Genomic DNA, 23,394 nt, shown 5'->3' with positions numbered 1-23,394 from the left:
CGCAGCCCGTCTCGGCGGCTGGAATTGCTACTACAAGCCACCCGGGCCAAAAACCATGCGCGACGGCTGGACCCGTCTCGCCGCAACTCTCGAGGGCTATGCACTTGCCGCTCAATGCTAAAATCCGGGAATCCCCTAGCTACAACGAAGAGGGCCAACGAAGATGTAAAACCCGGGCGAAAACGCGCCGCGGGAATGCGGACTCTTGTCATTCCGGGGCGCCGCGCAGCGGCGAGCTATGGGGCGCAATTGCGCCGCTGAAAATCCATAACCCCCATCGTGAGTATGGATTCAGGGCCCGCGCCAAGCGGCGCGTCCCGGAATGACGGTTAGGGCTATTTGAAAACCGAATCTGAAAATCGAAGGCGCGCATAAGTTGCGCCCCGCCTCACTCCACCGGCATCACGTCCACCTCGACCCGCAGCTTCTGCTTGCGCGAGCCGACGATGATGCCGTCGACCGGGGAGACGTCGGAAAAATCGCGCCCCGCCGCAATCACGATGTGATCGTTGGCGATCATGAGATCGTTGGTGGGATCGAAGCCGACCCAGCCGAGATCGCCGCCGCACCACACCGAGACCCAGGCATGCGTCGCGTCCGCGCCCTGCAGCCGCGGCTTTCCCGGCGGCGGGATGGTCCTGATATAGCCGGACACATAGGCCGCCGGCAGGCCGAGCCCGCGCAGGCCCGCGATCATCACATGGGCAAAATCCTGGCAGACCCCGTGGCGCTGCCGGAACACCTCCGCCAGCGGCGTCGAGATCACGGTGGCCTTGGGATCGTACCTGAACTCGCTGCGGATACGGCGCATCAGGTCGGCGGCGCCGGCAAGGATGCCGCCGCCTTGCGGGAAACTCGCCGTCGCATAGGCCGTGACCTGCGGCAACACCGGCACCAGCGTCGAGGCAAAGACATAGCCGACCGGCGAGGACGGGCCGAGGCTCGCGGCGGTGAACGCGAGCTCACGCACGTGCTCCCAGGGCGGGCTGTCGGCGGCGCGGTCATGGCTGCGGCGCTCCACCGACACGCGCGAGCGGGAGTCGATGCGCAAGTGCTTGTGCGCAGCCTCGATCAGCACGCTCTCCGTCGGCGTGCCATAGAAATCGCGCCGCACGGTGCGTTCGGCCGGCCGCGGACGAATGTCGACCGCGTGGGAGATCAGCACCTGCCCGTCGCCGTTCCTCGGCTCCAGCCGCAGCGAGCAGCGCGCAAAGCTCACCGCGCTCTCGTAGGAATAGCTGGTGACATGCCTGATATCGTAGATCACGCCAGCCCTGTCAGCTTTTCCGGCCGGCTCGCATTGGGCCCGTGCGGGAAATAATGCAGGCCGATGGCGTCGGCGAGTTGCAGCATCTCCTGCTCCAGCGAGAACATCGATTTCGCATCGAGCGAGGCGACCTCCGCCGTCGTCAGCGACGATTGCACGGCAACCGCCAGCCGCTGCGGCCGCTCGATCATGCCGTATTCCTTCAGGCTCGGAAGTGCGGCGATGTGATCGTTGAGGGACTGGATCTGGAACGCGGCCGATCGCGGATTGTAGGTATCGAGCACCACGAGGTCGCGGACGGGCGCGAGCAGCGGCGCCACCAGGTAGCGCGAGCGGTAGGTGATCTGGCAGTCGACCAGCGTCAGCAGGGTGTCGAGATCCTCGTCGCCGGCCTCGTCATAGGCGAATTGCCGGGCGAAGCGCATGGTGTTGATGGCGCGCTCGACGCGGCGGCCCATGTCGAGGAAGCGCCAGCCGGCGGCGCGGTTCATGTTCTCCTGGGCAAGGCCGGCGAAGCTTGCGAGATCGCGCAGGATCAGCTCGGCGGTGGAGACCACGCCGTCGTCGTCGTCGATCTCCCAGGCGAGCCGTTCGCTCATCTCGGTGATGACCTGCCAGGCATCCGGCGACAGCCGCTCGCGCAGGGAGGTCGCCGTGCGCAGCGCGGTGCGGATCAGCGCGAGCGCCGAGCCGAAACGTTCCTCGCTCTGCAGCGCTTCGGCGGCAACCTTCGCCGATTGCGCACGCGAAGTTTGCGTCGCCGCGCCCCAGGTCACCAGCAGGCGCTGGATGCGCTCGACCGAAGGCAGGCCGGACGATGCGCGATCGGTTTTCGCGGGATCGCGCATCGACGAGCCGAGCACGCGGATCAGTCGCAGCGTCGCCTCGGCGCGTTCGAGATAGCGGCCGAGCCAGAACAGGTTGTCGGCAGCACGGCTCGGCAGGACGCCGGCGATGCGACGGATGCGCACGGTATCGACCGCCGGCAGCAGCGTCGAGGCGCGCACCGCCTTGTCGGAGACCACCCAGACGTCGGCGGCACGCGCGCCGTCGCCCATCGACACCGCGCGGGCGTCGGCCTGATCGGCGATGCGGCAGAAGCCGCCCGGCAGGATGGTCCAGCCGTTCTTGGTGGCGGCGGCAAAGACGCGCAGCACGAACGGCTTTGGCGTGATCCGGCCGTTCTCCCACACCGGGGTGGTGGAGAGCCGCACCAGCTCCTGGCCGACGAAATCGATGCCGCGCTCGTCGATCGCGCGGGTCAGCCGCTCGCGCTCGGGGGCGGGAAGCTCGCTCGCCAGCACCGGGTCGTTGCCCGGAAAGCCCGGCACGCCGCGGCCATAGGCGCCCTCGATCGCAATGTCGTCGAGCCGCGACAGCACGGCCTCGCGCGCCGACTTCTGGCCGCACCACCAGGTCGCGATGTGCGGCATCAGCAGCTCCTCGCCGAGCAGCCGCCATGCCAGGCCCGGCAGGAAGCCGAGCAGCGCCCTCGCCTCCAGCACGCCGGAGCCCGGCATGTTGGCGACCGCGACGCCGCCCTTGCGCAGCACGTCGATCAGGCCGGGCACGCCGAGATGCGACGAGGCGTCGAGCTCGAGCGGGTCGAGCGAATTGGAATCGACGCGGCGCAGCAGCACGTCGATCCGCTTCAGGCCCGCGACGGTGCGGATGTGGATACGGTCGCCGCTGACGGCGAGGTCGTCGCCTTCGACCAGCATGAATCCGAGATAGCGTGCGAGCGTGGCGTGCTCGAAATAGGTCTCGCTGAAATTGCCGGGCGTGAGCAGGCCGATGCGCGGCTCGTCGCGGTCGGCGCTGTCGCGCAAGGAATCGCGGAAGGCCTCGAAGAACGGCGCGACGCGCTCGACATTCATCGACTTGTACAGCGTGGAGAACGCGCGCGACAGCACCAGCCGATTCTCCAGCGCGTAGCCGGCGCCGGACGGCGCCTGCGTGCGGTCGCTGAGCACCCACCAGCGGCCGTCGGGCCCGCGGCCGACATCGGCAGCATAGAGGTTGAGGTAGCGCCCGCCGGGCGGCTTCACGCCGCAGACCTCGCGCAGATATTCGCTGCTACCGGCGATCGCGGCGGCCGGAATCGCGCCCTGCGCGACCAGCCTGCCATCGCCATAGATGTCGCGCAGCACCATCTCCAAGAGCTGCGCGCGCTGGGCGATGCCGGCGGTGAGTTGCGCCCAGTCGGCCTCATCGATGATGAGCGGCAAATGGCTGAGCGGCCAGATCCGGTCGGCGGTATCGCCGGGGGCGCGGTAGGTGACGCCGGCCTCGCGCAAATGACGGTCGGCGGAGGCAAAGCGGCGCTCGATCTCGCCGGGCGACAGCGCCGCAAAGGCATCGAGGAACCGGCTCCAGGCCGGCCGCGGCGCGCCGTCCGGACCGATATATTCGTCGGGAATTCCCGGCAGGCGGGCGTAATCGCGGGTCCACAGCGCGATGCGGCGCTGGCCCGGCCGCGCCTTGCTCTCGCCCTGCTGACTACCCTGTCCCTGCCCGGCCGGTCCCACCATCCGACTCTCCAGAATCCGACACCCTCAATGCAGGAGCGGCGTCCGCAAGTCGAGGGTCAAGGGGAATTCCAGGGACCGTTCCTCCGGCGGCGGATCGACCCTGCCTGGGGTATGGCCGTGGTCCTGGAAGCGGGCCAGCCGGCGGGCCTCGGCCTCGTAGGAGTTGACCGGCTTGGTCTCGTAATTGCGGCCGCCGGGATGGGCGACGTGGTAGACGCAGCCGCCGAGCGAGCGGCCGTTCCAGGTGTCGATCAGGTCGAACGTCAGCGGCGCGTGCACGGGAATGGTCGGGTGCAGCCCGGAGGCCGGCTGCCAGGCCTTGAAGCGCACGGCGGCGACCGCCTCGCCCGAGCGGGAGGTCGCCGTCATCGGCATCCGGCGGCCGTTGCAGGTGACGACATGGCGCCCCTCGACGAAGCCGGTCGCCTTGACCTGCAGCCGTTCGACCGAGGAATCGACATACCGCACGGTGCCGCCGGCCGATCCCTCCTCGCCCAGCACATGCCAGGGCTCCAGCGCCTGCCGCAGCTCCAGCGCGACGCCGCCATGATGGACGCGGCCGAACACGGGGAAGCGGAATTCGAGCTGCGCCGTGTACCATTCGGAGGCGAACTCGTAACCGGACTGCCTGAGTTCCTCGAGCACGCCGATAAAATCCTCCCAGAGGAAGTGCGGCAGCATGAAGCGGTCGTGCAGCGTGGTGCCCCAGCGCACGAATTTTCCCTGCTGCGGCTCGCGCCAGAGCTTTGCAATCAGCGCGCGGACGAGCAGTTGCTGCGCCAGCGACATGCGGGGATCGGGCGGCATTTCGAGCGCGCGGAATTCGACGAGGCCGAGGCGGCCGGTCGATCCATCCGGCGAGAACAGCTTGTCGATGCATATTTCGGCGCGATGGGTATTGCCGGTGATGTCGACGAGGATGTGCCGGAACAGCCGGTCCACCAGCCAGAGCGGCGCCTCGACGTCAGGTGGCGGCACATGCGAGAGCGCGATCTCCAGCTCGTAGAGCCCGTCATGCCGCGCCTCGTCGATGCGTGGTGCCTGGCTGGTCGGGCCGATGAACATGCCGGAGAACAGGTAGGACAGCGAGGGATGGCGCTGCCAGTAGAGCACCAAGCTCTTCAGCAGGTCCGGCCGGCGCAGGAACGGCGAATCCTCCGGCTTGCTGCCGCCGACCACGACATGATTGCCGCCGCCGGTGCCGGTGTGGCGGCCGTCGATCAGGAAACGGTTGGCGCCGAGCCGCGTCTTCGCCGCGTCCTCGTAAAGACCCTGCGTAATGTCGACCGCCTCGCGCCAGTTCTGCGCCGGCTGCACGTTGATCTCGATCACGCCGGGATCGGGAGTCACCTTGATGACCTCGATGCGGGGATCGTAGGGCGGCGCGTAGCCCTCGACATGCACCTGCACCTGCATCTCCTCGGCGGTGGCTTCGACTGCCGCGATCAGTTCGAGATAGTCCTCGACGCGCTCGAGCGGCGGCATGAAGACGCACAGTGTGCCGTCGCGGAGCTCCACCGACATCGCGGTGCGGACCGGCGGCGGCTCGTCTTCATCCGGCTCCGGCGCGACTGCCTTGCCGGCGAACCCGCCGAGCCCGCCGCGCGGCGCCATGGGATCGCATTCGACGACAAAGGGGTAATCCTCGGGCGGCACATATTCGAGCGAGGCAATCGGCAACCGCAGCCCGAGCGGCGAATCGCCCGGGGTGAGAAACACATGGCTGCGCCGGAGCTTCCACCTCTCGCTGCGCCAGCGCGCAGGACTGCGGCCCTCGATCGCATTCCAGCGCTGGATCGGCAGCACATAGCCGCTGGGCGAGTTCAGCCCCTGATCGAACACCCGCGCCATCCGCGCGCGCTCCTCGGGATCGCTGAGCCTGGAATCGGCAGGACTGACATTGGCAGGCAGCGCCGCTTCGCGCTCGATCCAATGCGCGGGATCCTCGTAGGCCGGCATCACATATTTTGCGCCGAGGCCAAGGCGGCTGGCGGTGCCTTCGGCCAGCCCCCGGGCATCGGCAATCTGCGCCTTGCGCGGGCTGTCAATGCCGGCGATGAGGTCCGGATTCCTCCAGACCGGCACGCCGTCCTTGCGCCAGAACAGTCCGAACGCCCAGCGCGGCAGGCTCTCGCCGGGATACCACTTGCCCTGCCCGTAATGCAGCAGCCCGCCCGGTGCGAAACGCGCGCGCAGCTTGCGGATCAGTTCATCGGCCAGCGCGCGTTTGGTCGGCCCGACGGCGGCGATGTTCCATTCCGGCGACTCCATGTCGTCGACGGAAACGAAGGTCGGCTCGCCGCCCATGGTGAGCCGTACGTCGTGCGCCCTGAGATCGGCATCGACCTGCTCGCCGAGACGATCGAGCCTCGCCCAGGCTTCATCGGAAAACGGCTTGGTGATGCGTGGCGCCTCGCGGATGCGCTTCACGCTCATTTCAAAAGCGAACTCGACCTCGGCAAAGCCGGCGCTGCCGGAGATCGGCGCCGCCGAGCGGTAATGCGGCGTGGCGGCGACGGGGATATGCCCCTCGCCCGTCAGCATGCCCGAGGTCACGTCGAAACCGATCCAGCCTGCGCCCGGCAGATAGACTTCGGCCCAGGCGTGCAGGTCGGTGAAATCGCTCTCGACCTCGCGCGGTCCTTCGACCGGATCGATATCGGGGCGAAGCTGGATCAGATAGCCGGAGACGAAGCGCGCGGCCAATCCGAGATGGCGCAACAGCTGGATCAGGAGCCACGCGGAATCGCGGCACGATCCCGCCCCCCTTGCCAGCGTCTCCTCCGGCGTCTGCACGCCGGGTTCCATGCGAATGACGTAGCGCACCCGCCTTTGCAGGTTGGCATTGAGCTCGACCAGGAAATTGACGGTGCTGTCGGCTTCGGCCGGCAGGTCCTTCAGGCAGGCGTCGAACAGCGGCCCCTGCGCCGATGTCGCGAGATATGGCGCAAGCTCTGTCTTCAGGTCATTGGAGTACTGAAACGGATACGAAAAGGCGTAGGGCTCGACGAAAAAATCGAACGGATTGACCACGGTCATCTGCGCCGTGAAGTCGACCTCGATCTTCAGCTCGGTAGCCTTCTCCGGAAAGACGAAGCGCGCGAGCCAGTTGCCCTGCGGATCCTGCTGCCAGTTCACGAAGTGATTGGCAGGCGTGACCTTGAGCGAATAGCTCAGGATCGGCGTGCGCGTGTGCGGCGCCGGGCGCAGGCGGATGGTTTGAGGGCCGAGATCGATCGGTCGGTCGTACTTGTAGTGCGTGACGTGATGCAGTGCGACGAAGATCGACACGGGATGGGCAACTCCAGCAGCTTTTTTGAGCAGAACACTGCGGGGGGCCTCATTCAAGCCCTAACAACGGGCATGTAGTGCCTATGGGGCGGGCGAAAAGGGCGAATGGCGAATAGCGAGTGGCGAATGGATGGCACTATTCGCTACTCGCCACTCGCCATTCGCTCCTGTTCACATCGTCGCGCCGAGCACCCAGGGCGCGAACTCGGCGCCGCCGAAATCGAAGCTCTCGCTCTTGGTCGGCTGGCCGGAAGCCGTCTTCAGCATCAGCTCGAAGATGCGCTGGCCGCATTCCTGCACGCTCTCCTCACCGTCGAGGATGGTGCCGCAATTGACGTCCATGTCGTCTTCCATCCGCTTGTACATCGGCGTGTTGGTGGCGAGCTTGATCGACGGCGCCGGCTTGCAGCCAAACACACTGCCGCGACCCGTGGTGAAGCAGACGAGGTTGGCGCCGCCGGCGACCTGCCCTGTCGCTGCGACCGGGTCGTAGCCGGGCGTGTCCATGAACACAAAACCCTTCTTGGTGACGGGCTCGGCGTAGTGCAGCACATCGACCAGATTGGTGCTGCCGGCCTTCGCCATCGCGCCAAGCGATTTTTCCAGAATGGTGGTGAGACCGCCGGCCTTGTTGCCCGGGCTCGGATTGGCGTTCATCTCCGCGCCCTCGCGCTGGGTGTATTCCTCCCACCAGCGCATCAATCCAACCAGCTTCTCGCCGACCTCGCGACTGACCGCGCGGCGCGTCAAGAGATGTTCGGCGCCGTAGGTCTCCGGCGTCTCCGAGAGAATGACAGTGCCGCCATGGCGCACCAGGAGATCGCTTGCCGCACCCAGCGCGGGATTGGCCGACACGCCGGAATAACCGTCGGAGCCGCCGCATTGCAACGCCACCGTCAATTCGCTCGCGGCTACCTTCTCGCGCCTGACCCTGTTGGCGTCGGTCAGCGCCTCCCTCACAAAGGCAACACCGGCTTCCACCGTCTTGCGGGTGCCTCCGACCTCCTGGATGTCCATCGCGCGCAGCCGCCCGGCGAGCTTCTGCTCTTCCATCAGCCCGCCGATCTGATTCACCTCGCATCCCAGGCCAAGCACGATCACGGCGGAGAAATTGGCATGCCGCGCGTAACCGCCGAGCGTGCGGCGAAGCAGCGCCAGCGGCTCGTTCTGCGTCATGCCGCAGCCGGTCTTGTGGGTCAGCGCCACCACGCCGTCGACATTGGGAAACTCAGCCAGCGGATTGTCGCCGGTGAACGGATTCTTCTTGAAGACATCGGCGACGAGCCCGGCTACATGCGCGCTGCAATTCACCGAGGTCAGGATACCGATGTAATTGCGCGTCGCGACGCGGCCGTCGGGACGGCGAATGCCGTCGAAGGTCGCGGGCAGGTCGAAATTCGGCACCGGCTTGACGTCGACGCCATAGGCATAGTCCTTGGCAAAATCGCCCATGCCGCAGTTCTGGGTGTGCACGTGCTGGCCCGGCGCGATCGGCGCCGTGGCAAAGCCGATGATCTGCCCGTAACGACGCACCGGTTCGCCCACCGCGATCGGCCTGATCGCCACCTTGTGGCCGGCGGGAATCCGCTCGACGGTGGTGACGCCAACGGCGACCACAAGCCCCGGCGGCAGGCTCGATCGCGCGATCAACACGCCGTCGTCGGGGTGCAGTCGGATCACGGGTGCCGGGGCCATGGTGGAACTCCTTCGGAGATGCGAATAGCGAATAGCGAGTGGCGAATAGTAGACCCTATTGCGCCGCTCGCTATCTTCTATTCGCCATTCACTACTCGCTATTCGCGCCTATCAGGCCTTGCCGCCCGATTCCTTGCGGGTCTGGTTCACCTGCATCTTGGCATAGGTCATCATCAGGCCGCTCTCGTTCGAGAGCGTGACGAGCTTGAAGCCCATGTTGATGGCGCGCACTGCGCCGTCGGCGCCCGAGCAGTGAATGCCCGGATTGAGGCCGCGCTTGCCACATTCCTTGATGATCTTCTCGTAGATCTTGAGGATCTCCGGCTCGGTCCGATCGAGCTTCGGCTCGAGGCCATAGGAGAAGCCGAGATCGGAGGGGCCGATATAGACGCCGTCGATGCCCTCGACGTCGAGGATCGCTTCCATGTTCTCGACCGCGGTCCTGGTCTCCATCATCGGCAGCAGCACGATCTCGTCGTTGGCCGTCTTCTGATAGGTGCCGGCAGAACCGTACATGCCGGAGCGGATCGGGCCGTTGGAGCGCACGCCCTTCGGCGGATACTTGGCATAGGAGACGAGGTTCTTCGCTTCCTGCGGCGTGTTGACCATCGGGCAGATCACACCATAGGCGCCGCCGTCGAGCACCTTGCCGATGATGCCGGGCTCGTTCCAGGGCACGCGGACCATCGGCGTCACCGGGTGGCCGTTCATCGCCTGGAAACACTGCACCATGGAGAGATAGTCCTGCACGCCGTGCTGCATGTCGACGGTGACGCTGTCGAAGCCGCACTGCGCGATGACTTCGGCCGAGAATCCCGAAGGGATCGCCAGCCAGGCGTTCACCACGGCCTTGCCCGATGCCCATGCCTTCTTGACGTTGTTGTTAGCCATTGATCGCGTTTCCTTGTGATGCAACCGGTTGAGAATGCTTAGCTCGTGGCCCGCTGAATGCTGACTTCGCTGACGCCGACCTCGCGCGCGGTGTTGACGATCGCCGCCCAGGTGTCGTCGGGCAATGGCACGCCATTCGCGGTGCGCTCGGCGCGAGTCTTCCGCTCGGGGTCGCCGGGGATCAAGACGGTGTCGACACCGGCGACAGGTTTGGTGGCGCGGATGAAATCGACATAGCGGCTGATCTCGCCGTCGAAATAGTTGCTGGTGTCGACCACCTTGGGATCGATGTAGAAGGACAGCATGCCGTTGGCGAAGCGGCGGCCTCCCGAAGTCGCGCCGGTGCCGGTGAGCGCGCCGCCGAGCAGTTCGCAGATGAAGGCAAGGCCCGAGCCCTTGTGCTCGCCGAAAGCGCGGATGGCGCCGGTGCCCTTGGTGTGGTCGCGCGGTCCATCCGGTGTGTACGGGCCATAGAGCACGCTCGGCTCCTCGCTCAGCGTACCGTCGGCATCGATCAGCGCGCCCTTCGGCAGCTTCTTGCCGCCACGGCTCGCCACCAGCACCTTGCCCTCGGCAACGATCGAAGTCGCGAAATCAAGCACGATCGGATCATACCCTTCGCGCGGCACACCGACGCAATAGGGCGCGGTCGAGAGGCGCTTCTCCACCCCGCCGAACGGCGCGACCAGCAGCGAACCCGCGGCATTGACGAAATGCACGGACACCAGGCCTTCCGCTGCGGCCATCTCGGCCCAGTCACCGACACGGCCGATATGGCCCGAATTGCGCAGCGCCACGGCAGCGAGCCCCGCCTTCCTGCACTTCTCGATACCGGTCTTCACCGCGAATGGCGTGACGGTCTGTCCATAGCCGAACTTGCCATCGACCACGGCGAGCGACGGCGTATCGACGACGATCTCGGGGGTCTGGTTGGGAATGACGTTGCCCGTCTTCTTCCACCTGACATAGACGGGCACGCGGATCACGCCGTGGCTGTCATGGCCGGTGAGATTCGCCGTCGTGAGATAGGTCGCGATGCGCCGTGCCTCGTCGGCGGAAGATTCAGCGTGGGAAAAAACGTCCGCGACGAAATCGATGAGGTTGCTGACCTTGATAGTAACCATGTCCGGATTTTTCAGTCGTGTTCCCTGTCGCGTCCGGCCGCATCGCTGGTCGCGGCGAGCCGTACTCCCTGCGCCGGTTTTGCTGACCGGCTTGGCCGGCAGTTTGAGCGAAAAAAGACTGCGATGTCCACTGCCCAAGCCATCATTGCCGAATGGTTGCAATCATTTGCAGTCAGGCTATGCACCGCGCCGGTAGCTTCATGCAAAATTGCATTCACTCCTCGCCGTCGTCGCGGTCTGCACCTTCCATGTCAGCGAGGCCCTGTTCCAGCGCGGCCAGCATGTCCTGCAATTCGGAAAGCCGGCGCGCACCGAAGCGGCGGGTGATCTCGGCATAGATCGCCTCCGATGTCGGAGCCACCGCCTCGATCAGCTTCAGCCCCTTGGCCGAGATCGAGACGACGGCGCGGCGCTGGTCGGCTTCCGCGGTCTTGCGCTCGACCAGTTGCCGCGCCTCGAGGTCGCGCAGGATGCGCGACAGGCTCGGGCCGAGCAGGAAGGCGGTGCGGGCGAGTTCGGTAACCTCGATGGTCTCCACCGCCGTCAGCGCGCGCAGGATGCGCCATTGCTGTTCGGTGAGGCCGTGGTTCCGCAGCGAGGGGCGGAACTGGCGCATCACCGCCTCGCGAGCGCGCAGCAGCGACATCGGCAGCGAGCGGGAAAACTCGCGCATCGGCAGCCGGCGCGATGCCGGCGCTGCCGATGCACTGGAATCACTGGACGATTTTTTCCGCGCCATGCATCTCACGCGTGCGCTGCAGCAAGCAGCAATAGGGTTTGCACAAAAACACTTAACATGTTAATCATCTTCCCGCATCCCCTATTAGCGGTCCCCCATGGCCCTCTCGCAAGACGAAATCCGCAGCGCCGCCGAGCGGCTCGACCGCGCGGAGAAGACCCGCAAGCAGATCCGCCAGCTCTCGCTGGATCACCCGGGCATCACGATCGAGGATGCCTATGCGATTCAGAAGGCCTGGGTCGAGATGAAAGTGGCTGAGGGACGCGTGGTGAAGGGCCACAAGATCGGCCTCACCTCCAAGGCGATGCAGAGCGCGCTCAACATCGACGAACCTGATTCCGGCATCCTGCTCGACGACATGTTCTTCGCCGATGGCGGTCTGGTGCCGACCGACCGGTTCATCGCCACGCGCGTCGAGGCCGAGCTTGCCTTTGTGATGAAGCAGCGCCTGGCTGGGCCGAACTGCACCTTGTTCGACGTACTCAACGCGACGGATTTTGTGGTGCCCGCACTGGAAATCCTCGACACCCGCGTCGAACGGGTCGACCCGCAGACCAAGGCGACGCGCAAGATCTTCGATACCATCGCCGACAATGCAGCCAATGCCGGCATCGTGCTCGGCGGCCGGCCGATCCGCCCGCTCGATGCCGATCTGCGCTGGATCGGCGCGCTGTGCTATCGTAACGGGCAGCTGGAAGAGACGGGCCTTGCCGCCGGCGTGCTCAACCATCCCGCGACCGCGGTGGCCTGGCTCGCCAACAAGATCGCGCCGAACGGACTTTCGCTCGAAGCCGGCCAGGTGGTGCTGGCGGGGTCGTTCATTCGCCCGATCGAGACCCGCAAGGGCGATACGGTCCAGGCCGACTACGGTCCCTACGGCTCGGTGAGCTGCTACTTCGCCTGAGACGCAAAACAATCCGGAGCGAAACGCGATGCCACACTTCACCATCGAATATTCAGCCAATATCGACAAACGCGTCGATATGGGCGCCGTGGTCGAGCTGGTCCGCAAGGCGGCGGTAGAGACAGGCATCTTCCCGATCGGCGGCATCCGCGTCCGCGCCACCAAATGCGAGCATTATGCGATCGGCGACGGCGACCCGCAGCTCGGATTCCTGTCGATGCTGTTGAGGCTCGGTGAGGGCCGCGATCTCCCCACCCGCAAGAAGGCAGGCGAGCACATCTTCCAGGCGTTGTCCGCCTATCTCGATCCGGTGTTCGCCAACAGCAGGTTTGCGTTGTCGTTCGACATGCAGATCAACGACAAGGAAACCAGCTGGAAACGCAACAACATCCACGACGCTTTGAAAGTGGAGCCTGCCCATGGATAAAGTCACGCCCAAATCCGCCGACGTCTTCCAGGCCAATCGCGAGCGCGCCGCGCCGCTGTTGAAGAAGCTGCGCGCCGACGGCATCGGCCACATCATCGAGGGCAAGATCGTGCCGTCGATTTCCGGCGAGACCTTCGAGACGAAATCACCGATCGACGGCTCCGTGCTCGCCACTGTCGCCCGCGGCAATGCCGAGGATATCGACCGCGCTGCAACCGCCGCCTCGCTCGCTTTCAAGTCCTGGCGCGACATGGCGGCTCCCATGCGCCGAAAACTCCTGCATCGCGTCGCCGATGCAATCGAGGACAATGCCGACGACATCGCCGTGCTGGAGTGCATCGATACCGGCCAGGCTCATCGCTTCATGGCCAAGGCCGCGATCCGCGCGGCGGAAAACTTCCGCTTCTTCGCCGACAAATGCGCCGAGGCCCGCGACGGCCTCAACACGCCGAGCGAGGAGCACTGGAATATTTCCACGCGCTTGCCGATCGGCCCGGTCGGCGTAATCACGCCATGGAACACGCCGTTCATGCTCTCCACCTGGAAGATCGCGCCTGCGCTGGCCGCCGGCTGCACCGTCGTGCACAAGCCTGCGGAATGGTCGCCGGTGACGGCCGATCTGCTCGCCAAGCTGGCGAAGCAGGCCGGCCTGCCCGACGGCGTGCTCAACACCGTGCACGGTTTCGGCGAGGAAGCCGGCAAGGCGCTGACCGAACATCCCGCCATCAAGGCGATCGGCTTTGTCGGTGAGAGCGCGACGGGCTCGGCCATCATGGCGCAGGGCGCAAAGACGCTGAAGCGGGTGCATTTCGAGCTCGGCGGCAAGAATCCGGTGATCGTGTTCGACGACGCCGATCTCGATCGCGCGCTCGATGCGGTCGTGTTCATGATCTACTCACTCAATGGCGAGCGCTGCACTTCCTCCAGCCGGCTGCTGGTGCAGCAGGGCATCGCGGACAAGTTCATCGAAAAGCTCGCTGCCCGCGTGCAGAAGCTGAAGGTGGGCCATCCCCTCGATCCCGCCACCGAAATCGGGCCGCTGATCCATGAGCGGCACCTCGCCAAGGTCTGCTCGTACTTCGACGTTGCAAGGCAGGACGGCGCCACCATCGCCGTCGGCGGCAAGGCGCATGACGGCCCCGGCGGCGGGCATTATGTGCAGCCGACGCTCGTCACCAACGCCAGCGCGAAAATGCGCGTCGCGCAGGAAGAGGTATTCGGGCCGTTCCTGACCGTGATCCCCTTCCAGGACGAGGCAGATGCCGTCGAGATCGCCAACGGCGTGCAATACGGCCTCACCGGCTATGTCTGGACCGGCGACATGGGCCGCGCGTTGCGGGTGGCCGATGCGCTGGAAGCCGGCATGATCTGGCTGAATTCGGAAAACGTCCGCCACCTGCCGACGCCGTTCGGCGGCATGAAGGCCTCCGGCGTCGGCCGCGACGGCGGCGACTATTCGTTCGACTTCTACATGGAAACCAAGCACGTCTCGCTCGCGCGGGGCACGCACAAGATCCAGAAGCTGGGAATTTGAGATCGTCATTCCGGGGCTCGCGAAGCGAGAACCCGGAATCCATAACCACCATCGTGAGTATGGATTCCGGGCTTGCGCCTAGCGGCGCATCCCGGAATGACAAGAGGAAAGAGCCGAGGAAACCATGCCCGTTCCGAAACACGTCTTCGACCCGCCGTTCAACGTCATCCGCTCCAGCCACGCCGTGCTCGACGTCACCGACCTCGACACCAGCCGCGAGTTTTACGAGACCACCGTGGGCCTGCATGTCGAGGATCGCGACGACAAGGCGGTTTATCTGCGCGGCAGCGAGGAGCACCAGCATCATTCGCTCGTGCTGCGGAAGGCTGCGGCTCCTGCCTGCAACCGGCTCGGCTTCAAGGTTGGCGACGACGGCGATCTCGACAAGGCTGCCGCTTTCCTCTCCGGCAACGGGATTGCCCACACCTTTGTCGATCAGCCGTTCCAGAGCCGGACACTGCACTTCACCGATCCCTTCGGTTTCCAGATCGAGCTCTATGCGAAAATGGACAAGCGCCCTCACCTGTTGCGGCGCTACGACCTCTACAAGGGCTGTCACCCGCAACGGCTCGACCACTTCAACGTCTTCGCCGCAGAGGTCCAGGGCACCGTCGACTTCTACGCCCGGCTCGGCTTCCGGCTCAGCGAATATGCCGAGGAGGACGGACCGAACGGCCGCATCGCCGCCGCCTGGCTGCACCGCAAGGGCAATGTCCACGACTTCGCGATCACCAACGGCAAGGGCCCGCGCCTGCATCACTTCGCCTATTGGGTGCCGACCGCGATGAACATCCTGCATCTCTGCGACGTGATGGCCTCCAGCGGCTACCTGAAGAATATCGAGCGCGGGCCCGGCCGTCACGGCATCTCCAACGCGTTCTTCCTGTACGTGCGCGATCCCGACGGCCACCGCCTCGAGCTCTACACCAGCGACTATTTTACCGGGGATCACGACCACGAACCGCTGCGCTGGTCGCTGCGCGATCCGCGCAGGCAGACGCTATGGGGTGCACCCGCGCCCCGCTCCTGGTTCGAGCAGGGTTCGCCCTTCACCGGGCAGACCGTGCGCGAGCCGCAATTCGTGGCCGACGTGCTGGTAGCGGACTGAGCCATGACCCTCCCTCGCCTTGCCACCTATGCCGTCAGCGGGATCGCCAAATACGGCTTCGTGACCGATACCGGTATCGTCGATCTCTCTGCGCGCTTCGAGTATCCGACGCTGCGCGAGGCGATCGAGGTCGGCGCCCTGATGAGGCTTGCCGAGGAAGGCGCGAAACGCTCGCCCGATCACGGGCTCGCCGATATCCGTTGGCTGACGCCGATCCCTGCCCCGGAGAAGATCATCTGCATCGGCGTCAACTACCCGGACCGCAACGCCGAGTACAAGGACGGCCAGGACGCGCCGAAATTTCCCAGCATGTTCATGCGCACGCCGCGCTCCTTTGTCGGCCACAACACGCCGCTGGTGCGCCCGCGCGCTTCGCAGCAACTCGACTACGAAGGCGAACTCGTGATCGTCATCGGCAAGGCCGGCCGGCACATTGCGGAAGACAGGGCGCTCGACCACATCGCGGCAATCACGCTATGCAACGAAGGCACGCTGCGCGACTGGGTGCGGCACGCCAAGTTCAACGTGACGCAGGGCAAGAATTTCGATTCCTCCGGCAGCCTTGGTCCGTGGCTCGTGCCCTACACCGATCATGCCCAGATCGCCGACATCCGCCTGACCACCCGCGTCAACGGCGAGACGCGGCAGGACGACCGAACCGGACGGCTGATCTTCGGCTTCCGCTACCTCCTCAATTATATTTCCACCTTCACGACGCTGGTGCCCGGTGACATCATCGTCACGGGCACGCCGACCGGCGCGGGCGCGCGGTTCGATCCGCCGCGGTATCTCAAGCCCGGCGACATCATCGAGGTCGAGGCCGAAGGCGTCGGTATCCTGCGCAACGGCGTCGTCGACGAAACTCCCTGAGCGATTGGAAAGTGCAATGAGCGTAGCTTCCGGTGGAGAAGCCATCGTCAACGGCCTGGTGGCGCACGGCGTTGACACCGTGTTCGGCCTGCCCGGCGCGCAGATCTACGGCCTGTTCGACGCCTTCCACCAGGCGCAGCTCAAGGTAATCGGCGCGCGGCATGAACAGGCCTGTGGCTACATGGCGTTCGGCTATGCGCGCGCCAGCGGCAGGCCTGGCGTGTTCAGCGTGGTGCCGGGCCCCGGCGTACTCAATGCCGGCGCGGCGCTGCTCACCGCCTTCGGCTGCAACGAGCCGGTGTTGTGCCTGACCGGCCAGGTGCCGACGCAGTTTCTCGGCAAGGGTCGCGGCCATCTGCACGAGATGCCGGACCAGCTCGCGACGCTCCGCAGTTTCGTGAAATGGGCCGACCGCGCCGAATATCCCGATGTCGCGCCCGCGCTGGTCGGCCGCGCCTTCCAGGAAATGCTGTCGGGCCGCCGCGGGCCGGCTTCGCTGGAAATGCCATGGGACGTGTTCACCCAGCGTGCGGAGGTCGGCAGCGCGCAGGTCTACGATCCCATTCCGGCTCCCCTGCCCGATCCCGATCGCATCAGGGCCGCCGCGGCGCTGATCAAGGCTAGCAAGAACCCGATGATCTTCGTCGGCAGCGGCGCCATCCATGCGCGCGAGGAAATCCTCGAGCTCGCCGAGATGCTCAACGCCCCCGCTGTCGCCTTCCGTAGCGGCCGCGGCATCGTCTCCAACGCGCACGAACTCGGGTTGACCATGGCGGCTGCCTACCGGCTGTGGCCGACCACCGATCTGATGATCGGCATCGGCACCCGGCTGGAATTGCCGACCATGTCGCGCTGGCCCTATCAGCCGGCCGGCCTGAAATCGATCCGCATCGATATCGACCCGGTCGAGATGCGGCGTTATGTGCCGGATGTGTCCGTGGTCTCGGACTCGAAGGCCGGCACGCGCGAGCTCGTCGCCGCCGTAACGAAGGCCGGCTTCAGCAAGACTGCCGGCCGGCGCGCGGCCATCCGCGAGGCGACGTCAGCGGCGCAGCAGGATATCCAGCGCATCCAGCCGCAGATGGCGTACCTCAAGATCTTGCGCGAGGTGCTGCCGGCGAATGCCATCGTCACCGACGAGCTGTCACAGGTCGGCTTCGCCTCCTGGTACGGCTTTCCGATCTACGAGCCGCGTACCTTCATCACCTCGGGCTATCAGGGCACGCTCGGCTCGGGCTTTCCGACCGCGCTCGGCGCCAAGGTCGCCCATCCCGACCGGCCGGTAGTGGCGATCACCGGCGACGGCGGCTTCATGTTCGGCGTGCAGGAGCTGGCCACCGCCGTGCAGTTCCGCATCGGCGTGGTGACGCTGGTCTTCAACAACAACGCCTACGGCAATGTGCGGCGCGACCAGCGCGAGCGCTTCGACGGGCGCGTGGTGGCCTCCGACCTCGTCAATCCCGATTTCGTCAAGCTCGCGGAATCCTTCGGCGCAGGCGCGGCGCGTGTCACCTCGCCCGATCACTTCCGCCCGGCACTGGAGAAAGCGCTGGCCGATGGCGGGCCCTATGTGATTGCGGTGGAAGTGCCGACCGATTCGGAAGTCAGCCCGTGGGCGTTCATCCACCCGGCAAGACCCTCCTAAACGCGACGCGCCTGCAGCCGCGAGGCGGCGATCACCAGAAGCCCGGCGCCGGCAACCGCCCAGCAGGCAACCGGCGCCCATTGCAGCAACGGCGCATATTCCGGCAGCTTCTGCAGGCCGCCGGCGACGGCCGCCATCCGCGCAAAGGTCGCCAGCGCCAGCGCCGAGAACACGAGGCCGGTGACCTTGCCCTCGGCGCCGGTCTCGCCGATCGCGAGCGCCGCGGACACCGCCGCCATCAGCATGCAGCCCCACGCCGCGCCGGCAAAGAACTGCGCGACGATCATGACCTGGAGATTGCCGGCCAGTTCCGCGCCGATCACGGCCAGCGCACCTAACAGGCCGGCCGCGCCCATCACGACCAGCCCGCCGCGGTGCTTCACCACCACGCTCGCCGGAAACATCGCGATATTGAAGCCGATCCAGAACACCGGCATCAGCCATTGCAGATCGGCTGGCTGTGCGAAGCGCAGATAGAACGGGCCGCTGTTGATGGAAAAATGCAGCTGATAGCCGAGCGAGAGGATCACCATCGAGGAAATGAAGAAGATTGGCACGGTACTGAGCGGCTTGGCAGGTTCGGCGGGCTGTCTGGCGGAAGGTTCGTCCGCGATATCGCGCTCGACCTTTGCCAACGCGAGCGTCGTCACCAGCAGCACCACGCCGGATATCACGAAGGGCCACCGGGGATCGTGGTTCTTCAGCACCACGCCGAGATAGGGCGAGACCGCGCCGGCAAGCCCATAGCCGAGCATGGCGAGCGCCGAGAGGAAGGGGATCGCAGGCTGCGCGCGGTGCTTGCCGAGCAGGGTCAATGGCGGGGCGCGCAACGCCGAGGCGGTGATCACCCAGATCACGATCAGCGCGATGAACCAGGCTTGCGCGCCCGGCCCGGTGCCGGCGACGAAGGGCAGTGCGACGAAGGCCGCACAGGAGATCGCGGTGAGCACGCCGACGAACACGCTCAGCCGCCCGATCAGCTTTGACACCTTGTCGGCGGCAACGCCCATAGCGGTGTCGGAGATCGTGAAGATCGCCTGGTCCAGCATCAGGATCAGGATCACCGCCGATGGCGCGATGCCGACCTGGGCGGCGAGCTTCGGCAGATAGATGACGTAGGTGGTCCAGCCCAGCGTGAACACGAGCTGCAGCACGGCGAGATAGATGCCGGTGCGGTTGGCGGTTGCGGTGCCGGTGCCGGCCTTGAGTTCGGTCGTGGTCATGCGGTGAGTGTAGACTACCCTTCTCTCCCGGGGGAGAGGGTCAGCGTGCCTTCCGGAAGGTCAGGTTGATGCGCCGGCGTGCAAGCGCCGGGTGCTCGCCGTCCGCCAGCGGCGCCACGCCATGGAAGGACAGCCGCGAGGGCCCGCCCCAGACCACGACGTCGCCGTGCTCCAGCCGGTAGCGCTGCGGTCTGTCGGTTCGCTTCAGGCCGCCGAACAGGAAGATCGCGGGCAGCCCCAGCGACACCGAGACGATCGGCGCTGCAAAATCCTTTTCGTCCCGGTCCTGGTGCAGCGACATCCTGGCGCCGGGCTCATAGCGGTTGATCAGGCAGGCATCCGGCGCGAAGCCGGCAAAGCCAGCCTCACGCGCCGCGGCTTCCGCCAGATCGCGAAATGCTGCGGGCATCGCCGGCCAAGGGTTTCCGGACTCGGGATCGGCGCCGTCATAGCGATAACCGCTCGCGTCGGTGACCCAGCCGCAACAGCCGCAATTGGTCATCGCCACCGACATCTGGTGGCCGCCCGGCGTGAACATGCGGCGGAACGGCGCCTGCGCTTCGATCTGGCGCAGAGCCGCGAGCAGTCCGGCCTCGGCCGGCCTGGCAAAGCCGCGCAGCAATACGGCGCCTTCCGCCATCGCCTGGCGCGATGGCAGGACTTCGGCAACGCTTTCGAACAAGTCTGCGGTCACGCCGGTTTGCTACCTACTTTGCGTCGTGGAAGATGACGCCAACGGTGTGGCGGTGGCCGGAGCGCAGCCGGCTGACGCCATGGCGGAGATTAACGCGGTAGGTGCCGCGCGTCCCCTGCACGGGGCGGTGATGCACAGCAAATGCCACCGCATCGCCCTGCGCCAGCGGCACCACCTCGGCGCGCGACTGCATGCGCGGGCGCTGCTCGGTCAGCACGAATTCGCCGCCGGAAAAATCGCGCCCGGGCTGCGACAGCAGGATCGCGACCTGCAACGGGAATACGTGCTCGCCATATAGGTCCTGGTGCAGACAGTTGTAGTCGCCGGCCTCGTATTGCAGCAGCAGCGGCGTCGGCCGGGTCTGGCCGGCGTCGTGGCAGCGCTTCAGGAACGCGGCATGCGAGACGGGATAGCGGTTGTCGATTCCCATCGCCTCGTTCCAGCGGTTGGCGATGCCGACGAGCTGTCCATAGAGCGCCGCGCGCAGTTGCGCGATTGGATCGGGCAGCGGATAGCAGAAGTACTTGTATTCGCCGCGGCCGAAGCCGTGCCGGCCCATCACGACGCGGCTGCGGAAATGGCCGTCGTCCGGATACATCGCGGCGAGCGCGCCGCACTCATCCGGCGTCAGCAGCCCCTTCAGAACGGCGCAGCCCTGCGCGTCGAGATCGGCGGTCGCCTGCGCCCAGTCGATGGCATCGAGGCGGGCGGCGACGCCGGAAGCGGATTGAATTTTTCTGGCGGTTGCTTTCATAGCCGCGATTTTCGCAGGCGCTCCTCGTGCTCGCCACCCGATTTCCGCTAACCCCGCACAGGCAGCACGATCACGTCGTAGGCATGGGTCAGCTTGCGGTTCAGCACGGGGTCTTCCAGCTCGTACTCGAAGCGGACCGACGGGCGGATACCGCCCTTGGCCGCAAACGTGCCTCCGAACATGGCGCAGCCGTCAGGCAGGCCCGACTTGCCGAAGCCGCGTTCGATCAGTTCGCTCACCGGCAGCATCGCGTCGAGCGTACCCTCCTGGTAGAGCGTGCGTTGACCGTCGAACCAGGCCCAGGAGCGCAGGATCATCCGGTCCCAGTGACCGATGACGTCATCGAGCTTCCACAGCACCGGCGACATCGGCTTGTCGCACATCTGCTTCGACACCGTGACGCTGTAGCTCTCGACCTTGCGATCGGTGTGATCGGAGCCGAGCCCGACGAGGATGCGGCCCTGACAGCCGATCAACACGAACTCGACCTCTCCGCTCGAATCGCCGCCGCAGACCTCGATGACATCGTCTGTGGTCAGCCGGCGCGCCGAGCAGCGGTAGTAGATCGGCGTGGTCGCCGGCCGGGCGATACCGATCGCCTCCAGCTCGGCGATGTGCTTGTCGCGCGCCACGGGATCGCGCCCGGTCCAGCCGGCGATAACAGCCTGCTCGATCGATATGGTCTGCGGCGTTGCGGCGGCGTCGTCCATCACGGTGAAGGTCAGGTCATGCACGGATCGTGCCCTCCATCGCAGCGGCCAGTTCGAAGATGCGGCGATCGGAGCCGCCGGCGGCGGCCAGCATGAAGCCGACCGGCACCTCGCCCTCGCGATGCGCGGGCAGCGAGATGGCGCAGCCGTCGATCATGTTGATCAGGGTGCAGTTGCGCAACGAACGCAGGTTCGCGGTGGCAAAGGCCTTGTCGTCGGCGAGATCGGCGATGCGCGGCGGCGTGTTCGCCGTGGTCGGCATGACCAGCGCATCGTAGGGCGCGAGCCGCACGGCGATGCGGGCAATCAGCGAACGGCGGGCGTTGAGCATGTCTATGTAATCGGCCGCCGTGATGGCTTCGCCGCGCATGATACGGACATAGACGCGGGGATCGTAGACGTTGCCCTTGCTTGTGATCAGATAGCGATGCCAGGCAAAACTTTCGGCGGCGGCAAAGCCGCCCTTGGCGTTCATCATGCCGACATCGAGAAATTCCGGCACCTCGATGTGCTCGATCAGCGCGCCGGCCTTCGACAGCGTCTGCAGCGCGCGATCGAAGGCCTTCGCCACGGCATCGTCGAGTTCATCCAGCGCAATGGTCGTCGGCACCGCGAGCCGGAGACCCTTGATCGGGCGCGGCTGGATCGGCGTGACCGGCTCGGCCGCGAGAACCGCATCGAGCGCCGCGCAGCATGCGACCGAATTGGCGAGCGGCCCAAAACTGTCGAGCGCGGACGACAGCGGCACGCCGCCGTCGAGCGGCACGCGGCGTTGCGTCGGCTTGTAGCCGACGATGCCGTTATAGGCCGCCGGAATCCGGCAGGAGCCGCCGGTATCGGTGCCGAGCGCGCCATAGGCCATGCCGTCGGAGACCGAGACCGCCGCGCCTGATGACGAGCCGCCGGGCACGTGGCCGGTATTGCGCTGCCATGTGCCCTTCGGCGTGCCGTAATGCGGATTGATCCCGATGCCGGAATAGGCGAATTCGGTCATGTTGGTGCGGCCGATCACGACAAAACCCGCCGCGCGAAGCCGCGCCACGACGGGCGCATCCGCCTCCGCCGGAGGCGAATCTTCCAGCGCGCGCGAGCCGGCGCGCGTCACCTGCCCCCTGATGTCGAAGAGGTCCTTGATCGAGACGGGAATGCCGGCGAAGGGCGACGGCGCCGCGCGCGCTTTACGCAGGCGATCCATCGCCTCGGCGGCTTCCAGCGCCGCGTCCCTGTCGACGTGAATGAAGGCACGCTGCCCCTCGCCCGCGGGATCGGCGATCCGGGCAAGACATTCCTCGACCAGCTTTCGCGAATTCGTGCGTCCGTTCGCGAGATCGTCGGCCAGCGCGGCAAGCGTCTTGTTCGGCATTCTTCTCGTCCCCTCGCGCTCCGGCGATTTTTCGTGCAGCGAAATGGCGCGCACAGTAACGCGGCGGCGCACTGGCATACAAGCGCTTCGGCTGCCGGCATACGGCCATGCGCACGCGCCGGTGGACCGTTGACGCCGAATGGTCAATTGTCGCATCAAGACCGCAACAAACGGGCGTTTGCCCGACCCCAGGGAGGACTTGCCGAAATGGCCGAAGCTGCGCGCGCCAAACCGAAACCGACGCCGGAAACCCAGCATTTCTGGGACGGCACCAAGGCCGGCGAGTTGCGCCTGCAGCGTTGCGATGCCTGTTCCAACGTCTATTTCCCGCCGCGGCCGTTCTGCCCGTCCTGCGCCTCGCGCAAGGTCACCGCGTTCAAGGCGAGCGGCAAGGGCAAGCTCTACAGCTACGTCATCAATCATCGCCCCGCCGCGCCCGGCTTCACCCCGCCCTATGCGATCGCCGTCGTCGAGCTCGACGAGGGGCCGCGCATGATGAGCAACATCGTCGATTGCCCGCAGACGCCGGAGGCGCTGGTTCTCGACATGAAGCTCGAGGTCGCGTTCGAAAAGCTCGACGACAAGATCACCCTTCCCATGTTCCGTCCGGCGAAGGGGTAGAGA

Annotated in this window: 19 protein-coding genes; 7 read left to right on the top strand and 12 right to left on the bottom strand. The window is 66.0% G+C overall.

From position 1 onward, the window contains the following. Positions 1–388: 388 nt before the first annotated feature. The 7 genes from HZB49_RS26025 to hpaR all read right to left on the bottom strand — a co-directional run bounded on the left by HZB49_RS26025 (position 389) and on the right by hpaR (position 11,538). Positions 389–1,267, bottom strand: coding sequence for a transglutaminase family protein (locus HZB49_RS26025; protein ID WP_291616623.1), 879 nt, complete (start codon positions 1,265–1,267; stop codon positions 389–391). After that, entirely contained in the window at positions 1,264–3,798 is a 2,535-nt protein-coding gene (locus HZB49_RS26020) for a circularly permuted type 2 ATP-grasp protein (RefSeq protein WP_291616621.1), read from the bottom strand. Before HZB49_RS26020 ends, HZB49_RS26025 begins: the two co-directional genes overlap by 4 nt. Before the next feature lie 24 nt (positions 3,799–3,822). Further along, positions 3,823–7,089, bottom strand: coding sequence for a transglutaminase family protein (locus HZB49_RS26015; RefSeq protein WP_291616619.1), 3,267 nt, complete (start codon positions 7,087–7,089; stop codon positions 3,823–3,825). Positions 7,090–7,260: 171 nt separating this feature from the next. After that, complete coding sequence (locus tag HZB49_RS26010) at positions 7,261–8,784, bottom strand: altronate dehydratase family protein (protein ID WP_291616617.1); 1,524 nt, start codon at positions 8,782–8,784, stop codon at positions 7,261–7,263. 111 nt (positions 8,785–8,895) lie between these two features. After that, the gene (locus HZB49_RS26005) at positions 8,896–9,675 is read right to left on the bottom strand and encodes an aldolase/citrate lyase family protein (protein WP_291616615.1); all 780 of its coding nucleotides are present in this window, start codon (positions 9,673–9,675) and stop codon (positions 8,896–8,898) included. Between the two features lie 38 nt (positions 9,676–9,713). Then, entirely contained in the window at positions 9,714–10,799 is a 1,086-nt protein-coding gene (locus HZB49_RS26000; protein WP_291616613.1) for a malate/lactate/ureidoglycolate dehydrogenase, read from the bottom strand. 214 nt (positions 10,800–11,013) lie between these two features. Then, positions 11,014–11,538: a homoprotocatechuate degradation operon regulator HpaR gene (gene hpaR / locus HZB49_RS25995; protein WP_291616611.1), complete on the bottom strand. Its 525-nt coding sequence runs from the start codon at positions 11,536–11,538 to the stop codon at positions 11,014–11,016. Between the two features lie 97 nt (positions 11,539–11,635). On the opposite strand from hpaR, the gene hpaH reads away from it, so the two are divergent. From hpaH to HZB49_RS25965, 6 genes are all read left to right on the top strand, one after another. Further along, on the top strand, positions 11,636–12,442 hold the full coding sequence (gene hpaH, locus HZB49_RS25990) for a 2-oxo-hept-4-ene-1,7-dioate hydratase (RefSeq protein ID WP_291616610.1): 807 nt from the start codon (positions 11,636–11,638) through the stop codon (positions 12,440–12,442). 28 nt (positions 12,443–12,470) lie between these two features. Beyond that, positions 12,471–12,869, top strand: a complete 399-nt coding sequence (locus HZB49_RS25985) for a 5-carboxymethyl-2-hydroxymuconate Delta-isomerase (RefSeq protein ID WP_291616608.1) — start codon at positions 12,471–12,473, stop codon at positions 12,867–12,869. Next, complete coding sequence (gene hpaE / locus HZB49_RS25980; protein WP_291616606.1) at positions 12,862–14,403, top strand: 5-carboxymethyl-2-hydroxymuconate semialdehyde dehydrogenase; 1,542 nt, start codon at positions 12,862–12,864, stop codon at positions 14,401–14,403. Before HZB49_RS25985 ends, hpaE begins: the two co-directional genes overlap by 8 nt. Before the next feature lie 124 nt (positions 14,404–14,527). Continuing rightward, positions 14,528–15,511 (top strand): 3,4-dihydroxyphenylacetate 2,3-dioxygenase, encoded by a 984-nt coding sequence (hpaD, locus tag HZB49_RS25975; protein WP_291616604.1) that lies wholly within the window; start codon positions 14,528–14,530, stop codon positions 15,509–15,511. A gap of 3 nt (positions 15,512–15,514) precedes the next feature. Further along, entirely contained in the window at positions 15,515–16,381 is an 867-nt protein-coding gene (locus tag HZB49_RS25970; RefSeq protein WP_291616601.1) for a fumarylacetoacetate hydrolase family protein, read from the top strand. Between the two features lie 16 nt (positions 16,382–16,397). Next, positions 16,398–18,026 (top strand): thiamine pyrophosphate-dependent enzyme, encoded by a 1,629-nt coding sequence (locus HZB49_RS25965; RefSeq protein WP_291616599.1) that lies wholly within the window; start codon positions 16,398–16,400, stop codon positions 18,024–18,026. Here HZB49_RS25965 and HZB49_RS25960 read toward each other — a convergent pair. Genes HZB49_RS25960 through HZB49_RS25940 form a run of 5 tightly spaced genes read right to left on the bottom strand, consistent with a single transcriptional unit; the run spans position 18,023 to position 22,770 of the window. Then, on the bottom strand, positions 18,023–19,249 hold the full coding sequence (locus HZB49_RS25960; protein WP_291616598.1) for an MFS transporter: 1,227 nt from the start codon (positions 19,247–19,249) through the stop codon (positions 18,023–18,025). The genes HZB49_RS25965 and HZB49_RS25960 overlap by 4 nt on opposite strands. Before the next feature lie 40 nt (positions 19,250–19,289). Continuing rightward, a complete protein-coding gene (gene alkB, locus HZB49_RS25955; RefSeq protein WP_291616596.1) occupies positions 19,290–19,943 on the bottom strand; it encodes a DNA oxidative demethylase AlkB in 654 nt (217 codons plus the stop codon). Positions 19,944–19,956: 13 nt separating this feature from the next. Continuing rightward, positions 19,957–20,697, bottom strand: a complete 741-nt coding sequence (locus HZB49_RS25950) for a 2OG-Fe(II) oxygenase (RefSeq protein ID WP_291616594.1) — start codon at positions 20,695–20,697, stop codon at positions 19,957–19,959. A gap of 47 nt (positions 20,698–20,744) precedes the next feature. Further along, on the bottom strand, positions 20,745–21,407 hold the full coding sequence (locus tag HZB49_RS25945; protein WP_291616629.1) for a DUF2848 domain-containing protein: 663 nt from the start codon (positions 21,405–21,407) through the stop codon (positions 20,745–20,747). Positions 21,408–21,423: 16 nt separating this feature from the next. Then, positions 21,424–22,770, bottom strand: coding sequence for an amidase (locus tag HZB49_RS25940; protein WP_291616592.1), 1,347 nt, complete (start codon positions 22,768–22,770; stop codon positions 21,424–21,426). 207 nt (positions 22,771–22,977) lie between these two features. Here HZB49_RS25940 and HZB49_RS25935 point away from each other — a divergent pair, with 207 nt between their 5' ends. Continuing rightward, positions 22,978–23,391 carry a Zn-ribbon domain-containing OB-fold protein gene (locus HZB49_RS25935; protein WP_291616590.1) on the top strand — a complete coding sequence of 138 codons (414 nt, stop codon included), beginning with the start codon at positions 22,978–22,980 and terminating at the stop codon, positions 23,389–23,391. Positions 23,392–23,394 lie beyond the last annotated feature (3 nt).

The organism is Bradyrhizobium sp., from assembly GCF_016219575.1.
In the GTDB taxonomy this organism is placed as follows: Bacteria; Pseudomonadota; Alphaproteobacteria; order Rhizobiales; family Xanthobacteraceae; genus Bradyrhizobium.
This window is presented reverse-complemented; position numbering and strand designations above follow the sequence as displayed.